A 14,551-nucleotide genomic window follows, 5' to 3' on the forward strand; every position below is an offset into this window, starting at 1 on the left:
CGATCGGCGCGCCGCGGGCCTCGATATAGGCCGCCGCGGCGTCGTAGTCGGCAAAGGTGGCGTAGGCCGCGGTCGGAATATCGTGGCGCGCCAGAAAATCCTTGGAGAACGCCTTGCTCGCCTCGAGTTCGGCGGCCGCCCGGGTCGGCCCGAAACAGGCCAGCCCGGCCGCCGTGAACACATCGACGATGCCGATGGCCAGCGGCGCCTCGGGGCCGACCACGGTCAGGCTCACGGCGTTGTCGAGCGCGAAATCCCGTAGCGCATCGAGTGCATCGACCCTGATCGGCACGTTGCTGGCGTCGCGCATACGCGCCGTGCCCGCGTTGCCGGGCGCGACATAAACATGATCGACCCGGGGCGAAGCGGCCAGCTTCCACGCCAGGGCGTGCTCGCGGCCGCCGCCGCCGACGATGAGAATGCGATGTGCTGCTGTACTCATGGCGCGCGCCGGTCTCCGCGGTTGGTCATCGAGTTCGTAGCCCCTCGGGGCGGCGCAAGCTTAGCAAAGGCGAGCCTTTCGCATACCCGATATATCGCCCCAGCTCACCTGCTGCCGGAGCAGCCGTAGGCTGCGGAGGGAACTTTAACCGCGCCAGCGGTTAAAGCGGTCAGGTGCAGCGCAATGTTGGGCATGAACTACGCCCGGTGCATTCCATAGTCTTGATGCCTAGCGTGATGACGTACTACCAATACCTCAAGACCACGCTCGTTGTTGTGGACGCGATATAGCACGGAAAATGGGAAACGAGACAAAACGAACATGTGGATATTTTTGCGACGTTTGGGAAATGCTTCGGGCATAGACACGATTGATTCTATGGCCGAATCTATTTCTTGCAGAAACGCCAGCCCCAGTCCCGGCTGTTTCCCCTCGTAGTATTCCGCTTCCTCCCGAATGTCAGCAGACGCTTCGGGATGAATGATTAGCCTCATCGAGACAGCGACGAGCGAATGCGATCCATCTCTTCGCGATAGTCAAGCCCCGCGACCTTGCCGCTATCCAATTCTTCGGCTCGCTTTTCGGCCAAATCCAATGCCTGTTCTTCACTAAGACTGGAACGAGCCGTGTTTGGCACGCTGGATAAAAGCTTGGCCGCGAGCCGCAACCGCGCTTCTGGTGGGATTTCCAGAGCATGCCGCTCGATTTCGAGTTCATTTTGATTGTTCATAAACTTCATTTTAGCGCACTCTCAAGCATTGTACCCAACGCCGATTTAGGCCGACTTAGGGCGCCGATAGCTCGCCGCGGCGGGGCACAGGCTCTACACTGGGCGGCTTTATCCGACAGCGCTTTCACCATGGCAGATGGACAAACGCTTTACGAAGGCAAATATCTGCGTCTGCAGTGCATCGACACCTGGGAATTCGTCCAGCGGGTGAACGCGCGCGGCGCGGTCATCATCGTCGCCGTCACCGCGGACGATGAACTGCTGCTGGTCGAGCAGCCGCGCCCGGCGATCGGCGGGCCGGTGCTGGAGCTTCCGGCCGGCCTGGTCGGCGACATCGCCGGCGAGGAGGATGAAACGCTCGCCGTGGCCGCCGCGCGGGAGCTCGAGGAAGAAACCGGCTTTTCCCCCGCGCGGCTGGAATACATGACCGGCGGGCCGCCCAGCGCCGGCCTGTCGGGCGAAACGCTGTGGTTCTATCGCGCTCTCGATCTTAAGCGCGTCGGCGACGGCGGCGGCGACGACAGCGAAGACATCACCGTGCATGCGATCACCCTGGATCGGATCGACGACTGGCTGGCCGAACGCGAGCGCGACGGCCTGGCCGTCGACCCCAAAATCTACACCGGGCTATATTTCATCCGCCGTGAGCGAGGCTGACCCGGCCATAAAAGATCAGGTTCGACCGTTTCCTCGAACACTGTTTGCGTCAATCCGGGCCGCGCAGTCGATACATTCGATGGCTCCGGGCGCAATCGCGGCGCCGGCGGCAACGCAGCCGGCGTAACCCGGCGCCAGCGCGAGCGGCGTGAGGCGCCAGCCGCGCCGGTCCAGATACGCGCTATCGCCGTCGATCGCCACCGCGCGAATACGGGCGAGCCCGACCCGGCCGCTGGCTTTGACCGTCGCCTCGCGGGCGCACCAGGAAGCAAAGAAATCGCCGTTCGGCGCGATCGCGTGCCGCAACCGCGCTGATACGCCGTTGCGGCGTCGCTCCACGTCGAGACCGACCGCACAGCGCTCGCTGACCGCACAGGCCACGAGCTGCGCGCTATGGGAAATGCTGAACCACGGGCCGACCGCGAATACCGGCCGGCCGCCCGGGGCAAACCCTAGGCGTTCGATCCGCGCTTCACGACAGCCCAACTCCGCCAGCCCCTGTTCGAGCAGCCACAGCCCCGCCATCGTCCGCGCCCGGGCGGCGCGGCTGGTCATCGTCGCGATGCGCTCGCGATAAGCCGGCGGCGCGAGCGCGGGCGGATGCCGGGCGAAAATATCCTCGTACTCGTCGTCGAGAACGATGTACACTACAAGCATAAACGATTCTTTAATGTAATCGAAATGTTTTGTTGTGGCTATCGCGGCGCCCGAACGCCGGCGAGCCGGGCATGACCGCGATGAGCGAATCCGGGGTTCGTACCCCGAATGATGCCACGCCGGCGCCTCCACCCGGCCCGCGAGCGGCGCCGAGCTGGCGCGGCGAGGGCGAGCCGGCGATCGAATCGGCGATCAATCTACGGCCGGCGGACGGAATTTATTTACAATTGGCGCCCCGCTAACGACGATCGTCGCTCCCGCGACACGAATAACATCGCTATGACTTTGTTCGACACGCTGGCCGACGCACTGGACGCCGCGGCCAAGACCGACGGCGAGATCGGCTTCATCGACGGCGCCAACGACGAGCGCCGGCTGAGCTATCGGCTATTGCAGCGCGCCGCGCTGCGCGTGCTCGCCGTGCTGCAGGCCGAGGGCGCGAAGCCGGGCGATCCGCTGATCCTCTACATCGCCGACAACCTGCGCTTTTTGCAGTTCTACTGGGCGGCGATCTACGGCGGACTGACGCCGGTGCCCGTGGCCGCGGGCGCGACCGACGCGCATCTGGCCAAGCTGGCGAAGGTGTGGTCGCATACCGGCGAGCCCCGCGTGGTCACCGGCGCCCGCCATATGGAACGCATCCTCGGATACTTCGAGGCCCAGGGTACGGCCGCGGCCGGCGAGCGTCTGGCCGACAACGCCATCTCGGACGAACCGCCCGCGGTCGAGCAGGCCGCCGAGCGCGCCGCGATCGCGTCCGGGGACACCGCCTTCATCCAGTTTTCCTCCGGCTCGACCGGCGATCCCAAGGGCGTGGTCTTAAGCCACGCCAACGTGCTCGCCAATATCGCCGCCATTACCGAGGGTTCGGCGTTCGGCGAGCGCGAAGTCGCGCTGTCCTGGATGCCGCTCACCCACGATATGGGCCTGATCGGTTTTCATCTGACGCTTACCGTTCATGCCTTCGATCATCACCTGATGGCGACCGACCTGTTCGCCCGCCGGCCGCTGCTATGGCTGGACAAGGCGGCCGAGAAGCAGGCCACGCTGCTGTGCTCGCCGAACTTCGGCTATCGCCACACGCTGCGCGCGATCGGCTCGAAAGGTCTGCCGGACATCGACTTGTCGAGCGTGCGCCTGATCTACAACGGCGCCGAACCGATCGCCGCGCCGCTGGCGCGTGAATTTCTCGACACGCTGGCCCCCGTCGGCCTGGCGCGCGACGTGATGTTCTGTGTCTACGGCCTGGCCGAGGCGAGCCTGGCCGCGGCCTTTCCCCGGCCCGGCGTGGGGCTCTCCACGTTCACGGTCGCGCGCGGCGCGCTCGGCATCGGCGATACGGTGCGTCGCGACGATTCCAATACCGCGATCGAACTGGTCAACCTCGGCCGCCCGGTGGCCGGCGCGGATCTCGTCATTGCCGACGCCGAGGGCGCCGCGCTGGCCGAAGACACGGTCGGGCGGGTCTGGATCAAAGGCCCCAACGTCACCGCCGGCTACCATGCCAACCCCGACGCCAACGCGGCCGCGCTGGTCGGCGGCGGCTGGCTGGATACCGGGGATCTCGGCTTCATCCACGACCGCGATCTGTATATCGCCGGGCGCGCCAAGGACATTATCTTCATCAACGGCGCCAATCATTATCCCCAGGATATGGAAGCGATCGCGCAGGGCGCCGACGGCGTGGATTTGAACAAGATCGCGGCCGCCGGCGTACGCGCGCCCGGCGCGGATGCCGACGAACTGGTCTTGTTCGTGGTCTTTCGCGGCCGCACCGAGGATTTTCTGCCCATCGCCCGCGCCGTCGCCCACCGCGTCAACCACGGCGCCGGCCTGGCCGTGGACCGCGTCGTACCCGTGCGCCAGATCCCCAAAACCACCAGCGGCAAGCTACAGCGGGCGGTACTCGCCCGCGACTATGCCGAGGGCGCCTTCGACGCTGTCATCGCCGAACTCGATGCGCTGGCCGCGGCTACCGACGTCGCCGGCGAGCCCGCGCAAAATGCCGGCATCGCCGACGAACTCAAAGCGATCTGCGACGAAGTCGCCCCCGACAAGAAGATCGGCACCGGCGACGATCTGTTCGAGATCGGCCTGTCCTCGCTGGAACTGGCGCAAATTCACGAAGGCATCGAGGCCCGCTGGCCGGACACTATCGAGATCAACGATCTGTTTGATTATTCGACCATCGATGAACTGGCGGCGTTTCTGAAAGCCGAGACAGCCGCCTAGCCACGCGGCGGGGGCGAGCGCTCAGACCGGCGCCTATCCGACGGCGGTGAGCCGGTCTCGGCGATCTTGTTCAGCACATCTAGCCGTTGCCCGAGCGCGGCTGCGATGTCCTCGGCCTGTTGCGTGCCTTCGAGCGCGCCGACCGGCCACGGCGCATCGATCGCGATATCGAACCGGCAGAACGGTTTGGGCACGTGGCAACTGTCCCATGATTTGACCTGCCAATAACGGCTGGCGGCCGCACCGACCAGAAACAGCGGCGCCCCGGCCCGGCTCGCCAGCACCACCGCGCCCGGTTTGAACACCCGGGCCGGGCCGCGCGGGCCATCGCCGTACATCATGGGCGATATGCCCACGCCCACGGCTTCGGTGAGCGCGCGCATCGCTTCCTTGCCGGTGCGGCTGGAGGAGCCGCATATGGCCTCGACCTTGTGCGCCCGCGCCACCCGGCACATGAACAGGCCCTCGCGCGACGGGCTTATCAAGAAACCGACCCGCATGCCCCGTGATCGCTGCGCGCGCAGAAACAGGGCGCTCGGCACCAAGCGCTGATGCCAGGCACAGGGCACGACCGCCGTACCCCGCGCCAGCGCCGCATCGAGATGCGCCTGACCATGCACGATGCGCACGCGGCAGGTCAGTCGGAGCAGCCATATGAACCGCGAAACCGCCCATTCGGCGAGCCACGCTACAAACGCCCGGCGCCAGCCGGATTTGCGGTCTTTGTTTTTACGATGCTTCGACCGGCCCGGTGACTCGGAGGATTGCGCCATACATGCGTCCTGGTGTGTTCGGCGGCAGCCTTCCTGCCACCGATTGATGGAGCCGATCGTTGCCATGAACGACAACGTCGGTCTGATTCACGCCTACACCTGGCTACGCGGACGAGCGCGCAACCGCCGCATCGGCGTCGGCGTCGAGCGCGTTCAGGCGTTCGGCCAACAGCCGCGCCTGCGTCTCGCTATCCTGGCCACGGGCCACGTCGACCGGTTCGCCGATACAGAGCGTGACCCGGGCGAACGGCTTGGGGATGATCATTCGGTCCCAGGAGCCTAGCTGCCAGTAGCGATCGGCGGCGAACGTCATCGGCAGTAGCGGCGCCTTGGTCATCTGGGCCAGCATGAGGGTGCCGGATTTGGCCTCGCGGGCCGGCCCGTGCGGGCCGTCGGCCGCGATGATGGGCGAGACGCCGGCCTTGAGCGTGGCATACATCTCGCGCAACGCCCGCGCGCCGGTGCGGTTGGCCGAGCCGCGCCGCACGGTGGCGCCGAGGCCGCCGACCACGGCCGCGATCAGCTCGCCGTCGCGCGAGGGCGATACCAAAAAACCGGGGTTCAGCCCACGCGAGCGCGCGGCCAGCAGCCAGCCGACGCAGTACGGCAGCCGCTGATGCCAGCAACACAACAAGGCCGAGCGCTCCTGTGCGATCAGCGCGTCCAGATGACGCGCGCCATGCACGCCCACGTTGCGGCAGGTGCCCAGCAGAGCCCGCGCCAATAGCCGCAGCAACGGCGCGGCGATCGCGATCAGCAGGCGCTGGCGTCGCGACAGCGGCGTGCGGCCGGTTTTCTGCTGGTGCTGGCGCGATTCGCTCATGGGGAGGGCCCCACGGCGAGCCGCGGGGTATTGGTTAATAAAAGGATACCGGTAGACTGGCGATATACGTATTCGGGCTACTATTCGGGCTACGATGGTTTTTATGTCGTAGCGCCTACTTTCGCCCCACAGCCTAACCGATCGGCCGGGGCCCGGCCCGCCCGACCGGCACCAAAGAACGACGCGATGTCCGCAATCGAGAAGCTCTATGGCCGCGCTCCCGCGCTGCTGACCGACCTCTACCAACTGACCATGGCCTATGCCCATTGGTACAACGGCACGGGACAGCGCGAGGCGGTCTTTCATCTGTTCTTCCGCCAGGCCCCGTTCGACAACGGCTTTGCGCTGGCCGCCGGAATCGAGACCGCGATCGACTATATCTGCGGCCTGCGCTTCGCCGAAGAGGACGTGAGTTATCTGGCCACGCTCAAGGACAACGCCGGCGAGGCCCTGTTCGACCCTGGCTTTCTAGACTATTTGCGCGATTTCCGCTTCATCGGCCAGGTGGACGCCGTGCCCGAGGGTACCGCGGTGTTTCCGCATCAGCCGATGCTGCGGGTACGCGGGCCGATCCTCGAAGCCCAGATTCTCGAGACCGCGCTACTCAACCTGATGAATTTCCCGACGCTGGTGGCCACCAAGGCCGCCCGTATCGCGCACGCCGCCGAAGGCGATGCCGTGCTCGATTTCGGGCTCCGCAAGGCCCAGGGCATCGACGGCGGCGTGTCGGCCGCACGCGCGGCTTATATCGGCGGCTGTGCCGGCACGTCCAACGTTCTGGCCGGGCAGCTGTTCGGCATTCCCGTGTCCGGTACCCACGCCCACGGCTGGGTGATGGCCTTCGATCACGAGATCGACGCCTTCGATACCTATGCCCGCGCGCTACCCAACAACTGCGTGTTCCTAGTCGATACCTACAACTCGCTGGAAGGCATCGAGAACGCGATCCGGGCGGGCGACAAGCTGCGCGAGCACGGCTACGAGATGGCCGGCATCCGGCTGGATTCGGGCGATCTGGCCCAGCTTGCCCGCCGCGCCCGGCGCCGGCTCGATGCCGCCGGGTTTCCCGACGCCAAGATCGCGGCCAGTTCGAGCCTGGACGAACGCGCGATCGCCGATCTGAAATCGCGCGGCGCGCCGATCGTGCTTTGGGGCGTGGGCACGCGCCTGACCACCGCCCAGCCCGATGCCGCGCTCGACGGCGTATACAAGCTCGCCGCGATCCGCGAGGACAGCGGCCGCTGGTCGTATCGCATGAAGATGAGCGACACGCCCGGCAAGCTCACACGACCCGGCGTGCAACAGGTGCGTCGTTTCACCGACGACGAGGCCAACCCGATCGCCGACCTGCTCTACGACGAGGCGTCCTGGTCCACCGCCTGGGCCGGCGGCGTGGCCGAGTACGAGCACCGCTTCGATGCCGGCGCCCCGCACATCGAGATGTTGCGCCCGGTCATCGAGGACGGCGCCCGCGTGACTTCCTCGCCCGAGCTGGGCGCGATTCGCGACTACGCCATGGCCCAGTTCGCTTATTTCGCCGATCGGCCGAACTATCCGGCGGTGGTCGATCATTATCTGGAGGAATCCACCGACGCCCTGCGCGATTGGCTCGCCCAGCGTCATCTCAACGGCCGGCAATCGGAGGGCACATGACCGACACCCTGCTATTGGTCGATATTCAGAACGATTTCCTGCCCGGCGGCGCGCTCGCCGTGGCCGCGGGCGATACCGTGGTGCCGATCGCCAACCGGCTGATGCCGTTGTTTCCCCGCGTGGTCGCCAGCCAGGATTGGCATCCGGCCGATCATCTGTCGTTCGCCGAGCAGCACGCCGGTTTCGAGCCCTTTCAGGTCACCGAAGTCGATGACCTGGAGCAGATTCTCTGGCCGCCGCACTGCGTACAGAACAGCGCCGGCGCGGGCTTCGCCTCGGCGCTCGAGGTCGCGCATATCGACCATGTGGTGCGCAAGGGCGAGAACCGCCGCATCGACAGCTATTCCGCCTTCTACGACAACGATCATCGCCAGGACACCGGCCTGACCGGGCTCCTCCACCGGCTCGGCACGAGCCGGCTGTTCGTCATGGGCCTGGCCGCCGACGTGTGCGTGAAGTTCACCGTCATGGACGCCCTGGCGGAAGGCTTTGCCGTCACGCTCATCGTCGACGGCACGCGCGGCGTGAACATGCACGAAGGCGATACCAAAGCGGCCATCCACGCCATGCGCGCCGCCGGCGCCGAATGCGTCGCCAGCGGCGCGCTGGCCGCGCACGGTTAGCGCGCTTTGGCCGCCGCTGCGACAACCCCCTAGACTTATGCTTATTTCACCGATCACCCGACCTTGCTAGGGTCGATGTTTCCTAACTTGCCCGGGATTCGACTATGAGTGCTCTGCCCCAGGATTTGGCCAAGAATATAGCCAAGAATTTGGCCGTTTCCGCCCGTCTAGCCGACGAAATGCGCGTACCGTTTCCTAATTCCGAACGCATATACGTCACCGGTTCCCGGCCCGATATCCGCGTGCCGATGCGCGAGGTCGCGCAAAGCAACACCCCGGCCACCTTCGGCGTGGAAAAGAACCCGCCGATCACGATCTACGACTGCTCCGGCCCGTATACCGACCCGGACGCGGCGATCGACCTGACGCGCGGCTTGGCCGCGCTTCGAGCCGCCTGGATCGAAGAACGCGGCGACACCGAGGTATTGGCCGGCCTGTCCTCCGAATTCGGCCGCACGCGCGCCGCCGATGCCGCCACCGGCCACCTGCGCTTTCCCGACGTACGCACGCCGCGCCGCGCCAGACCCGGCGCCAACGTCTCGCAGCTGCACTACGCCAGGCAAGGCATCGTCACCCCGGAAATGGAATACGTCGCCATCCGCGAGAACGCGAAGATCGACGAAATTCGCGATTCCCGCCTGCTGCGCCGGCATCCGGGCGAGGGTTTCGGTGCGAGCATTCCCGATCCCGTCACGCCCGAATTCGTGCGCGACGAGATCGCCGCCGGGCGCGCGATCATCCCCAACAACATCAATCATCCCGAATCCGAGCCGATGATCATCGGCCGCAATTTCCGGGTCAAGATCAACGCCAATATGGGCACCTCGGCGGTAACGTCCTCGATCGCCGAGGAGGTCGAGAAGATGGTCTGGGCGGCGCGCTGGGGCGGCGACACCATCATGGATCTCAGTACGGGCAAGCACATCCACGAGACCCGCGAGTGGATCATCCGCAATGCGCCGGTGCCGGTGGGCACGGTGCCGATCTATCAGGCGCTGGAAAAAGTCGACGGCAAGGCTGAGGCACTGACCTGGGAAATGTTCCGCGACACCCTCATCGAACAGGCCGAGCAAGGCGTGGACTATTTCACCATCCACGCCGGTGTGCGCCTGCCCTTTGTGCCGATGACGGCTAACCGCGTCACCGGCATCGTCTCCCGCGGCGGCTCGATCATGGCCAAGTGGTGCCTGGCCCATCACAAGGAATCCTTCCTCTACGAGCACTTCGAGGATATTTGCGAGATCATGAAGGCCTACGACGTGGCCTTTTCTCTCGGCGACGGCCTCAGGCCCGGCGCGATTGCCGATGCCAACGACGAGGCCCAGATGGCCGAGCTGGCCACGCTCGGCGAGCTGACGAAAATCGCCTGGGACCACGACGTGCAGGTGATGATCGAGGGCCCCGGCCACGTGCCGATGCAGCGCATCAAGGAGAACATGGACGCGGAGCTCGCCGACTGCCACGAGGCGCCGTTCTATACGCTGGGCCCGCTGACCACCGACATCGGCCCCGGCTACGACCACATCACCTCGGCGATCGGCGCGGCCCAGATCGGCTGGTACGGCACCGCCATGCTGTGCTACGTCACGCCTAAGGAACATCTCGGCCTGCCGGACAAGGCCGACGTGCGCGAAGGCATCGTCACCTACAAGATCGCCGCCCATGCCGCCGATCTGGCCAAGGGCCATCCGGGCGCCCAGATCCGCGACAATGCCTTGTCCAAGGCACGATTCGAATTCCGTTGGGACGATCAATTCAACTTGGGGCTGGATCCGAACAAGGCGCGTGAATTCCACGACGAAACCCTGCCGAAAGACAGCGCCAAGGTCGCCCATTTCTGCAGCATGTGCGGGCCGAAATTCTGTTCCATGCGCATTTCCCAGGAAGTGCGCGAGTTCGCCGCCCAGCGCGGCATCGAGACCCCCGAGGACGCGCTGAAAGCCGGGCTTACGGAAAAAGCCGAAGAGTTCAAGGACGGCGGGCACGAACTCTATCGGTGACGATTCAGCTCGGACGGACGATAATCGACGAAATGATCCAACACAGGAGCCGCCCATGATCCGTCTACGCCATGCCGCCATCGCCGCTGCCGCCAGCCTGAGTACACTGGCCGCCACCCCGGCCCTGGCCTACGACAGCCACGATTTCACCACCACGGCGAGCACCGCCGGCACCACCGCCTATATCGTCGGCAGGGCGAACGACGACGATTTCGCCGCCGCCCACGAGTTCGCCCACAGCCAGCGCGTGGCGCTGCGGCGTGAAGCCGCATCCGGCGGCGGCGAGCACATCGATTCGCTGGCCGATCTGCTGGGCGCGAACGACAACCAGGCGTTCGGGCACTGGATGCAGCGCCATTATTCGGCGCTCTATCCGGCGCATCCGGCAGAGGCCAATCTGGTCGATCGCATCGTCACGCTGCAGCACAGCTAGCCGCGACCGGCGCCTCTATGGGCACGGCCTATTTCTCGCGTCATGACCTGTGTCGCGCCCACGACATGGGGCGCGGCCACCCCGAGGCGCCCGGGCGTCTGCAGGCGATCGAACAGGGGCTCGGCGTGGTCGGTGTCGCCGGGGCGCTCGATCGCCGCGCCGCGCCCGATGCGCCGCTGGACGCGATCAAGCGCGTCCATGACGCCTTCTATGTCGACCAACTGTCGGCCATCGCACCCACCACCGGCCGGCTCCCGCTCGACGGCGACACGCTACTGACGCCGCACACCCTGCCCGCCGCACGCCATGCCGCCGGCGCCGGCATGGCCGCGGTCGATGCCGTGCTCGCCGGCGAAGTCGCCAACGCCTTTTGCGCGGTCCGCCCACCCGGCCACCACGCCGAATACGCCCGCGCCATGGGCTTTTGTTTCTTCAACAACGCAGCGATCGCGGCCGCGCATGCGCTGGCGGCCGGCGGCCTGGACCGGGTCGCCATCCTCGACTTCGACGTCCACCATGGCAACGGTACCGAGGACGTATTCCGTCACGAGCCCCGCGTGCTGTTCTGCTCGACCTATCAGAACCCGCTGTTTCCCTTCACGTCGGATGAAAGCGTGCCGGGCCGGCTGATCAAGACCCCGCTGCGCGCCGGCACCGGGGGCGCGGTGTTCAAGCGCGCGGTCGAGCGCGACTGGCTGCCGGCGCTGGACGAACACGAACCGGAACTGATACTGATCTCGGCCGGCTTCGACGCCCACCGCGCCGACCCGCTGGCCGATCTCCAGCTCGAGGCCGAGGATTTCGAGTGGTTGACCGAACGCATCGCCGACGCCGCCGATCGCTACTGCGACGGGCGCATCGTCAGCCTGCTCGAAGGCGGCTACGCGCTCGACGCCCTGGCCGCGAGCGCGGCCATCCATATCAAGACCCTGGTGGCCCGAAGCGGGTGATCGCCGGCCCGCCCGTTATTAGCGGCGGCGCGACGGGCTCGTATACGGCTCGTATAATAGCGGTCCGCTAGCGCGCACTGTTCGCTCATGACGCTTTCCACGCTGTCGGTCTTCATCCCGACATTCTTCCTGGTTTCGCTCACGCCCGGCCTGTGTATGACGCTCTCGCTGAGCCTCGGCATGACGGTCGGCGTACGGCGCACGGCCTGGATGTGGATCGGCGAGTTGATCGGCGTGGCCACGGTAGCCGTCGCCTCGGTCATTGGCGTGGCGACGGTGCTGTTGCGCTACCCGGGCGTGTTCACCGTCTTCAAATGGGTGGGCGGCGCCTATCTGGTCTGGCTCGGCATCGAAATGTGGCGCTCGCGCGGCAATCTGGCGATCCCCGAAATCGCCCACGATGCACCCGCGCCGCGAAGAGCCCAGCTCGCCGGCCAGGGGCTCGTTACCGCGATCGCCAATCCCAAGGGCTGGGCGTTTTTCATCGCCCTGCTGCCGCCGTTTCTGAACTTCCGGCACGCGCTCGCACCCCAGCTCGCGGTGCTGCTGTCGATGATCCTGGCGATGGAGCTGACCTGCCTCGCGCTCTATGCTAGCGGCGGATCGGCGGCGCGCGCCATGCTGGCCCGGCGCTCCAATGTGCGCCTGATGAACCGCATCGCCGGCACACTGATCATCGGCGTCGGCATCTGGCTGGCGCTGGATTGATCATCAGGCCCGATTGTTATCCATAGAAACAAGAGTTTAGAGATATTTTTTGCAAGTCTTCAGCTCAAGCCAATTTGCCGATCAGATGATGCATTCCCCTACAAGGCGAGGGATTTCAACCATCCTCAATTGGGGTGGTAGATTAAAGATAAATATACTGTCCCCGGAATTTGCAAAGATAAATATACTGTCCCCGGAATTTGCATAAAGCAGCGATATTCGACAATAAGGTCTGGCTCAAGTTAACGCAAGATGGAACAAATAGGCTGAATAGTGTGACTGCGAACCATGTTGGTGAACAGTGCCAACTTATCGTCCTAGGAATTCGGGCTCGTCGAATGACCATAGTCGAAGCGATTGACTCTGGTTTGATCGTGATTCCTGAAGCGTCGGAGGCAATCAAGAAGGCGGTACAGCGTTACGTTGTTCAGCCTAAACTCGGAGAAACCGGGGTCAGACTGAAATAAGATGCTTGAACGCGGGCCAACAAAGCTGCGGCGGAAATAGTTTGAGTCATGAATAGACTTGACCCTAGAGACTTGGAGCTGACCTGCCTCGCGCTCTATGCCAGCGGCGGGTCGGCGGCGCGCACCATGCTGGCCCGGCGCTCCAACGTGCGCCTGATGAACCGCATCGCCGGCACGCTGATCATCGGCGTCGGCATCTGGTTGGCGCTGGATTGATCATCAGGCCCGGCTGTTATTCGTAGAGAATGCGAATTTGGAGACATTAGTTTTTGGAAGGTACTGTATCCTGATGCCTGAACGGCAATTTTTCTGTCCGCAGATCAACGCAGATAGACGCAGATAGACGCAGATGAAAAACCGGAAATAACGAACCGGGCCTAGCTAGAAAGAACGGCGACGCCGCCGCTGGGCCCGCGAATCGGCACACATCATCTGCGTTAATCTGCGTCCATCTGCGGATAAATGTCTTCAGATCACTGCCCAGATCTTTCGCCGGCAACGGATCGGGGCAAGCTAACGTTTTCCGTCAGCGGCTCGCACCCGATCCAACCCACGGCACAGATCGGCCGCGCCCTGGGCGAGCCGCACCGTCGGCCGGCTGATCAAGTCGGAGGGCACGGTCACGTAATGATCGTGGGCGACCGCCGGGATCGTCGGCCAGCGTTGCCAATAGGTTTTCCACTGGGGCCGGGTTTCGGCCACGCCCGAGGCGACGATCGCCTGCGGTTTACGCGCAATCACCGATTCGATGCTCACCTGCGGCGCCAGCGTGGGCGCATCGGCGAATATGTTGTCGCCGCCACAGAGCCGGATCACCGCGCCCGTCATGCCGGCGCCGGAGAGCGTGCGCAGCGGATCGGACCAAACTTCCCAAAACAAGGTAACGGGGGCGCGGCCGGCATAGCGTTGCCGCAGCGCCGCGATGCGGCGCCGGAAGGCCGACGCCGCGCGATCGGCGACGGCTTCGGTGGCGCCGAGCACGCCCAGATCGCGAATGGTGCGCGCGATGCCGGACAGCCGGCGCGGATCGTCGACATAGACCGCGATCCCCAGCGCCCGCAGCCGACGCACGATATCGGGCGATCCGCCTTCGGCCCAGGCGACCACCAGGTCCGGATTTCTTGCCACGATCGCCTCAAGGCTCAGGCTGTTGTAGCCGCCCACGCGCGGGATGCGCTTCGCCGCCGGCGGATAATTCGAATAGCGCACCGCGCCGACCACGCGATCGCCCAGCCCCGCCGTGAACAGATTTTCCACGAGGTGCGGGGTAAGCGCGACGATACGCCGCGCGGGATGATCGAGCCGTACCTCATGTCCGGTGAAATCGGTTACCGAAACCGGCGCCGCGGCCGCCGGCGACGCAACCAACCACCACAGCATGAGAAGCGGCCCGAGCGTCGATA

The 14,551-nt window shown here is 65.2% G+C and carries 14 protein-coding genes and 2 pseudogenes; 9 read left to right on the plus strand and 7 right to left on the minus strand.

Features of this window, described 5'->3' with window-relative positions; translation table 11 throughout:
- From VFJ08_RS07135 to VFJ08_RS07140, 3 genes and pseudogenes are all read right to left on the minus strand, one after another.
- A pseudogene (locus VFJ08_RS07135) lies at positions 1-442 on the minus strand (phosphoribosylamine--glycine ligase); the annotation flags it as partial.
- A gap of 197 nt (positions 443-639) precedes the next feature.
- A complete protein-coding gene (locus VFJ08_RS15855) occupies positions 640-936 on the minus strand; it encodes a type II toxin-antitoxin system RelE/ParE family toxin (protein ID WP_414707041.1) in 297 nt (98 codons plus the stop codon).
- Complete coding sequence (locus VFJ08_RS07140) at positions 933-1,181, minus strand: addiction module protein (protein WP_324996506.1); 249 nt, start codon at positions 1,179-1,181, stop codon at positions 933-935. Before VFJ08_RS07140 ends, VFJ08_RS15855 begins: the two co-directional genes overlap by 4 nt.
- 120 nt (positions 1,182-1,301) lie before the next feature.
- Here VFJ08_RS07140 and VFJ08_RS07145 point away from each other — a divergent pair, with 120 nt between their 5' ends.
- Complete coding sequence (locus VFJ08_RS07145) at positions 1,302-1,829, plus strand: NUDIX hydrolase (protein ID WP_324996507.1); 528 nt, start codon at positions 1,302-1,304, stop codon at positions 1,827-1,829.
- 15 nt (positions 1,830-1,844) lie between these two features.
- Here VFJ08_RS07145 and VFJ08_RS07150 read toward each other — a convergent pair whose 3' ends face one another.
- Positions 1,845-2,486 (minus strand): hypothetical protein, encoded by a 642-nt coding sequence (locus tag VFJ08_RS07150; RefSeq protein ID WP_324996508.1) that lies wholly within the window; start codon positions 2,484-2,486, stop codon positions 1,845-1,847.
- 279 nt (positions 2,487-2,765) lie between these two features.
- Here VFJ08_RS07150 and VFJ08_RS07155 point away from each other — a divergent pair, with 279 nt between their 5' ends.
- The gene (locus tag VFJ08_RS07155) at positions 2,766-4,718 is read left to right on the plus strand and encodes a non-ribosomal peptide synthetase (protein ID WP_324996509.1); all 1,953 of its coding nucleotides are present in this window, start codon (positions 2,766-2,768) and stop codon (positions 4,716-4,718) included.
- Here the strand turns inward: VFJ08_RS07155 and VFJ08_RS07160 are convergent.
- Positions 4,715-5,491, minus strand: a complete 777-nt coding sequence (locus VFJ08_RS07160) for a lysophospholipid acyltransferase family protein (RefSeq protein WP_324996510.1) — start codon at positions 5,489-5,491, stop codon at positions 4,715-4,717. The genes VFJ08_RS07155 and VFJ08_RS07160 overlap by 4 nt on opposite strands.
- A gap of 103 nt (positions 5,492-5,594) precedes the next feature.
- Entirely contained in the window at positions 5,595-6,314 is a 720-nt protein-coding gene (locus tag VFJ08_RS07165) for a lysophospholipid acyltransferase family protein (RefSeq protein ID WP_324996511.1), read from the minus strand.
- 186 nt (positions 6,315-6,500) lie between these two features.
- On the opposite strand from VFJ08_RS07165, the gene VFJ08_RS07170 reads away from it, so the two are divergent.
- The 7 genes and pseudogenes from VFJ08_RS07170 to VFJ08_RS07200 form a co-directional block, all read left to right on the plus strand.
- Positions 6,501-7,967 carry a nicotinate phosphoribosyltransferase gene (locus VFJ08_RS07170; protein WP_324996512.1) on the plus strand — a complete coding sequence of 489 codons (1,467 nt, stop codon included), beginning with the start codon at positions 6,501-6,503 and terminating at the stop codon, positions 7,965-7,967.
- Positions 7,964-8,590, plus strand: coding sequence for a bifunctional nicotinamidase/pyrazinamidase (gene pncA / locus VFJ08_RS07175; protein WP_324996513.1), 627 nt, complete (start codon positions 7,964-7,966; stop codon positions 8,588-8,590). Before VFJ08_RS07170 ends, pncA begins: the two co-directional genes overlap by 4 nt.
- A gap of 104 nt (positions 8,591-8,694) precedes the next feature.
- Complete coding sequence (gene thiC, locus VFJ08_RS07180; RefSeq protein WP_324996514.1) at positions 8,695-10,590, plus strand: phosphomethylpyrimidine synthase ThiC; 1,896 nt, start codon at positions 8,695-8,697, stop codon at positions 10,588-10,590.
- A gap of 55 nt (positions 10,591-10,645) precedes the next feature.
- Entirely contained in the window at positions 10,646-11,023 is a 378-nt protein-coding gene (locus VFJ08_RS07185; protein ID WP_324996515.1) for a DUF3015 family protein, read from the plus strand.
- Positions 11,024-11,040: 17 nt separating this feature from the next.
- Positions 11,041-11,973: a histone deacetylase family protein gene (locus tag VFJ08_RS07190; RefSeq protein WP_324996516.1), complete on the plus strand. Its 933-nt coding sequence runs from the start codon at positions 11,041-11,043 to the stop codon at positions 11,971-11,973.
- An 87-nt stretch (positions 11,974-12,060) separates the two neighbouring features.
- The gene (locus tag VFJ08_RS07195) at positions 12,061-12,681 is read left to right on the plus strand and encodes a LysE family translocator (protein ID WP_324996517.1); all 621 of its coding nucleotides are present in this window, start codon (positions 12,061-12,063) and stop codon (positions 12,679-12,681) included.
- Between the two features lie 539 nt (positions 12,682-13,220).
- Positions 13,221-13,364, plus strand: a pseudogene (locus VFJ08_RS07200) (LysE family translocator); the annotation flags it as partial.
- A 297-nt stretch (positions 13,365-13,661) separates the two neighbouring features.
- On the opposite strand, the gene VFJ08_RS07205 reads toward VFJ08_RS07200, so the two are convergent.
- Positions 13,662-14,528, minus strand: coding sequence for a cobalamin-binding protein (locus tag VFJ08_RS07205; RefSeq protein WP_324996519.1), 867 nt, complete (start codon positions 14,526-14,528; stop codon positions 13,662-13,664).
- Between the last annotated feature and the right edge of the window lie 23 nt (positions 14,529-14,551).

The sequence above is a fragment of the Salinisphaera sp. genome, from assembly GCF_035690525.1.
In the GTDB taxonomy this organism is placed as follows: Bacteria; Pseudomonadota; Gammaproteobacteria; order Nevskiales; family Salinisphaeraceae; genus Salinisphaera.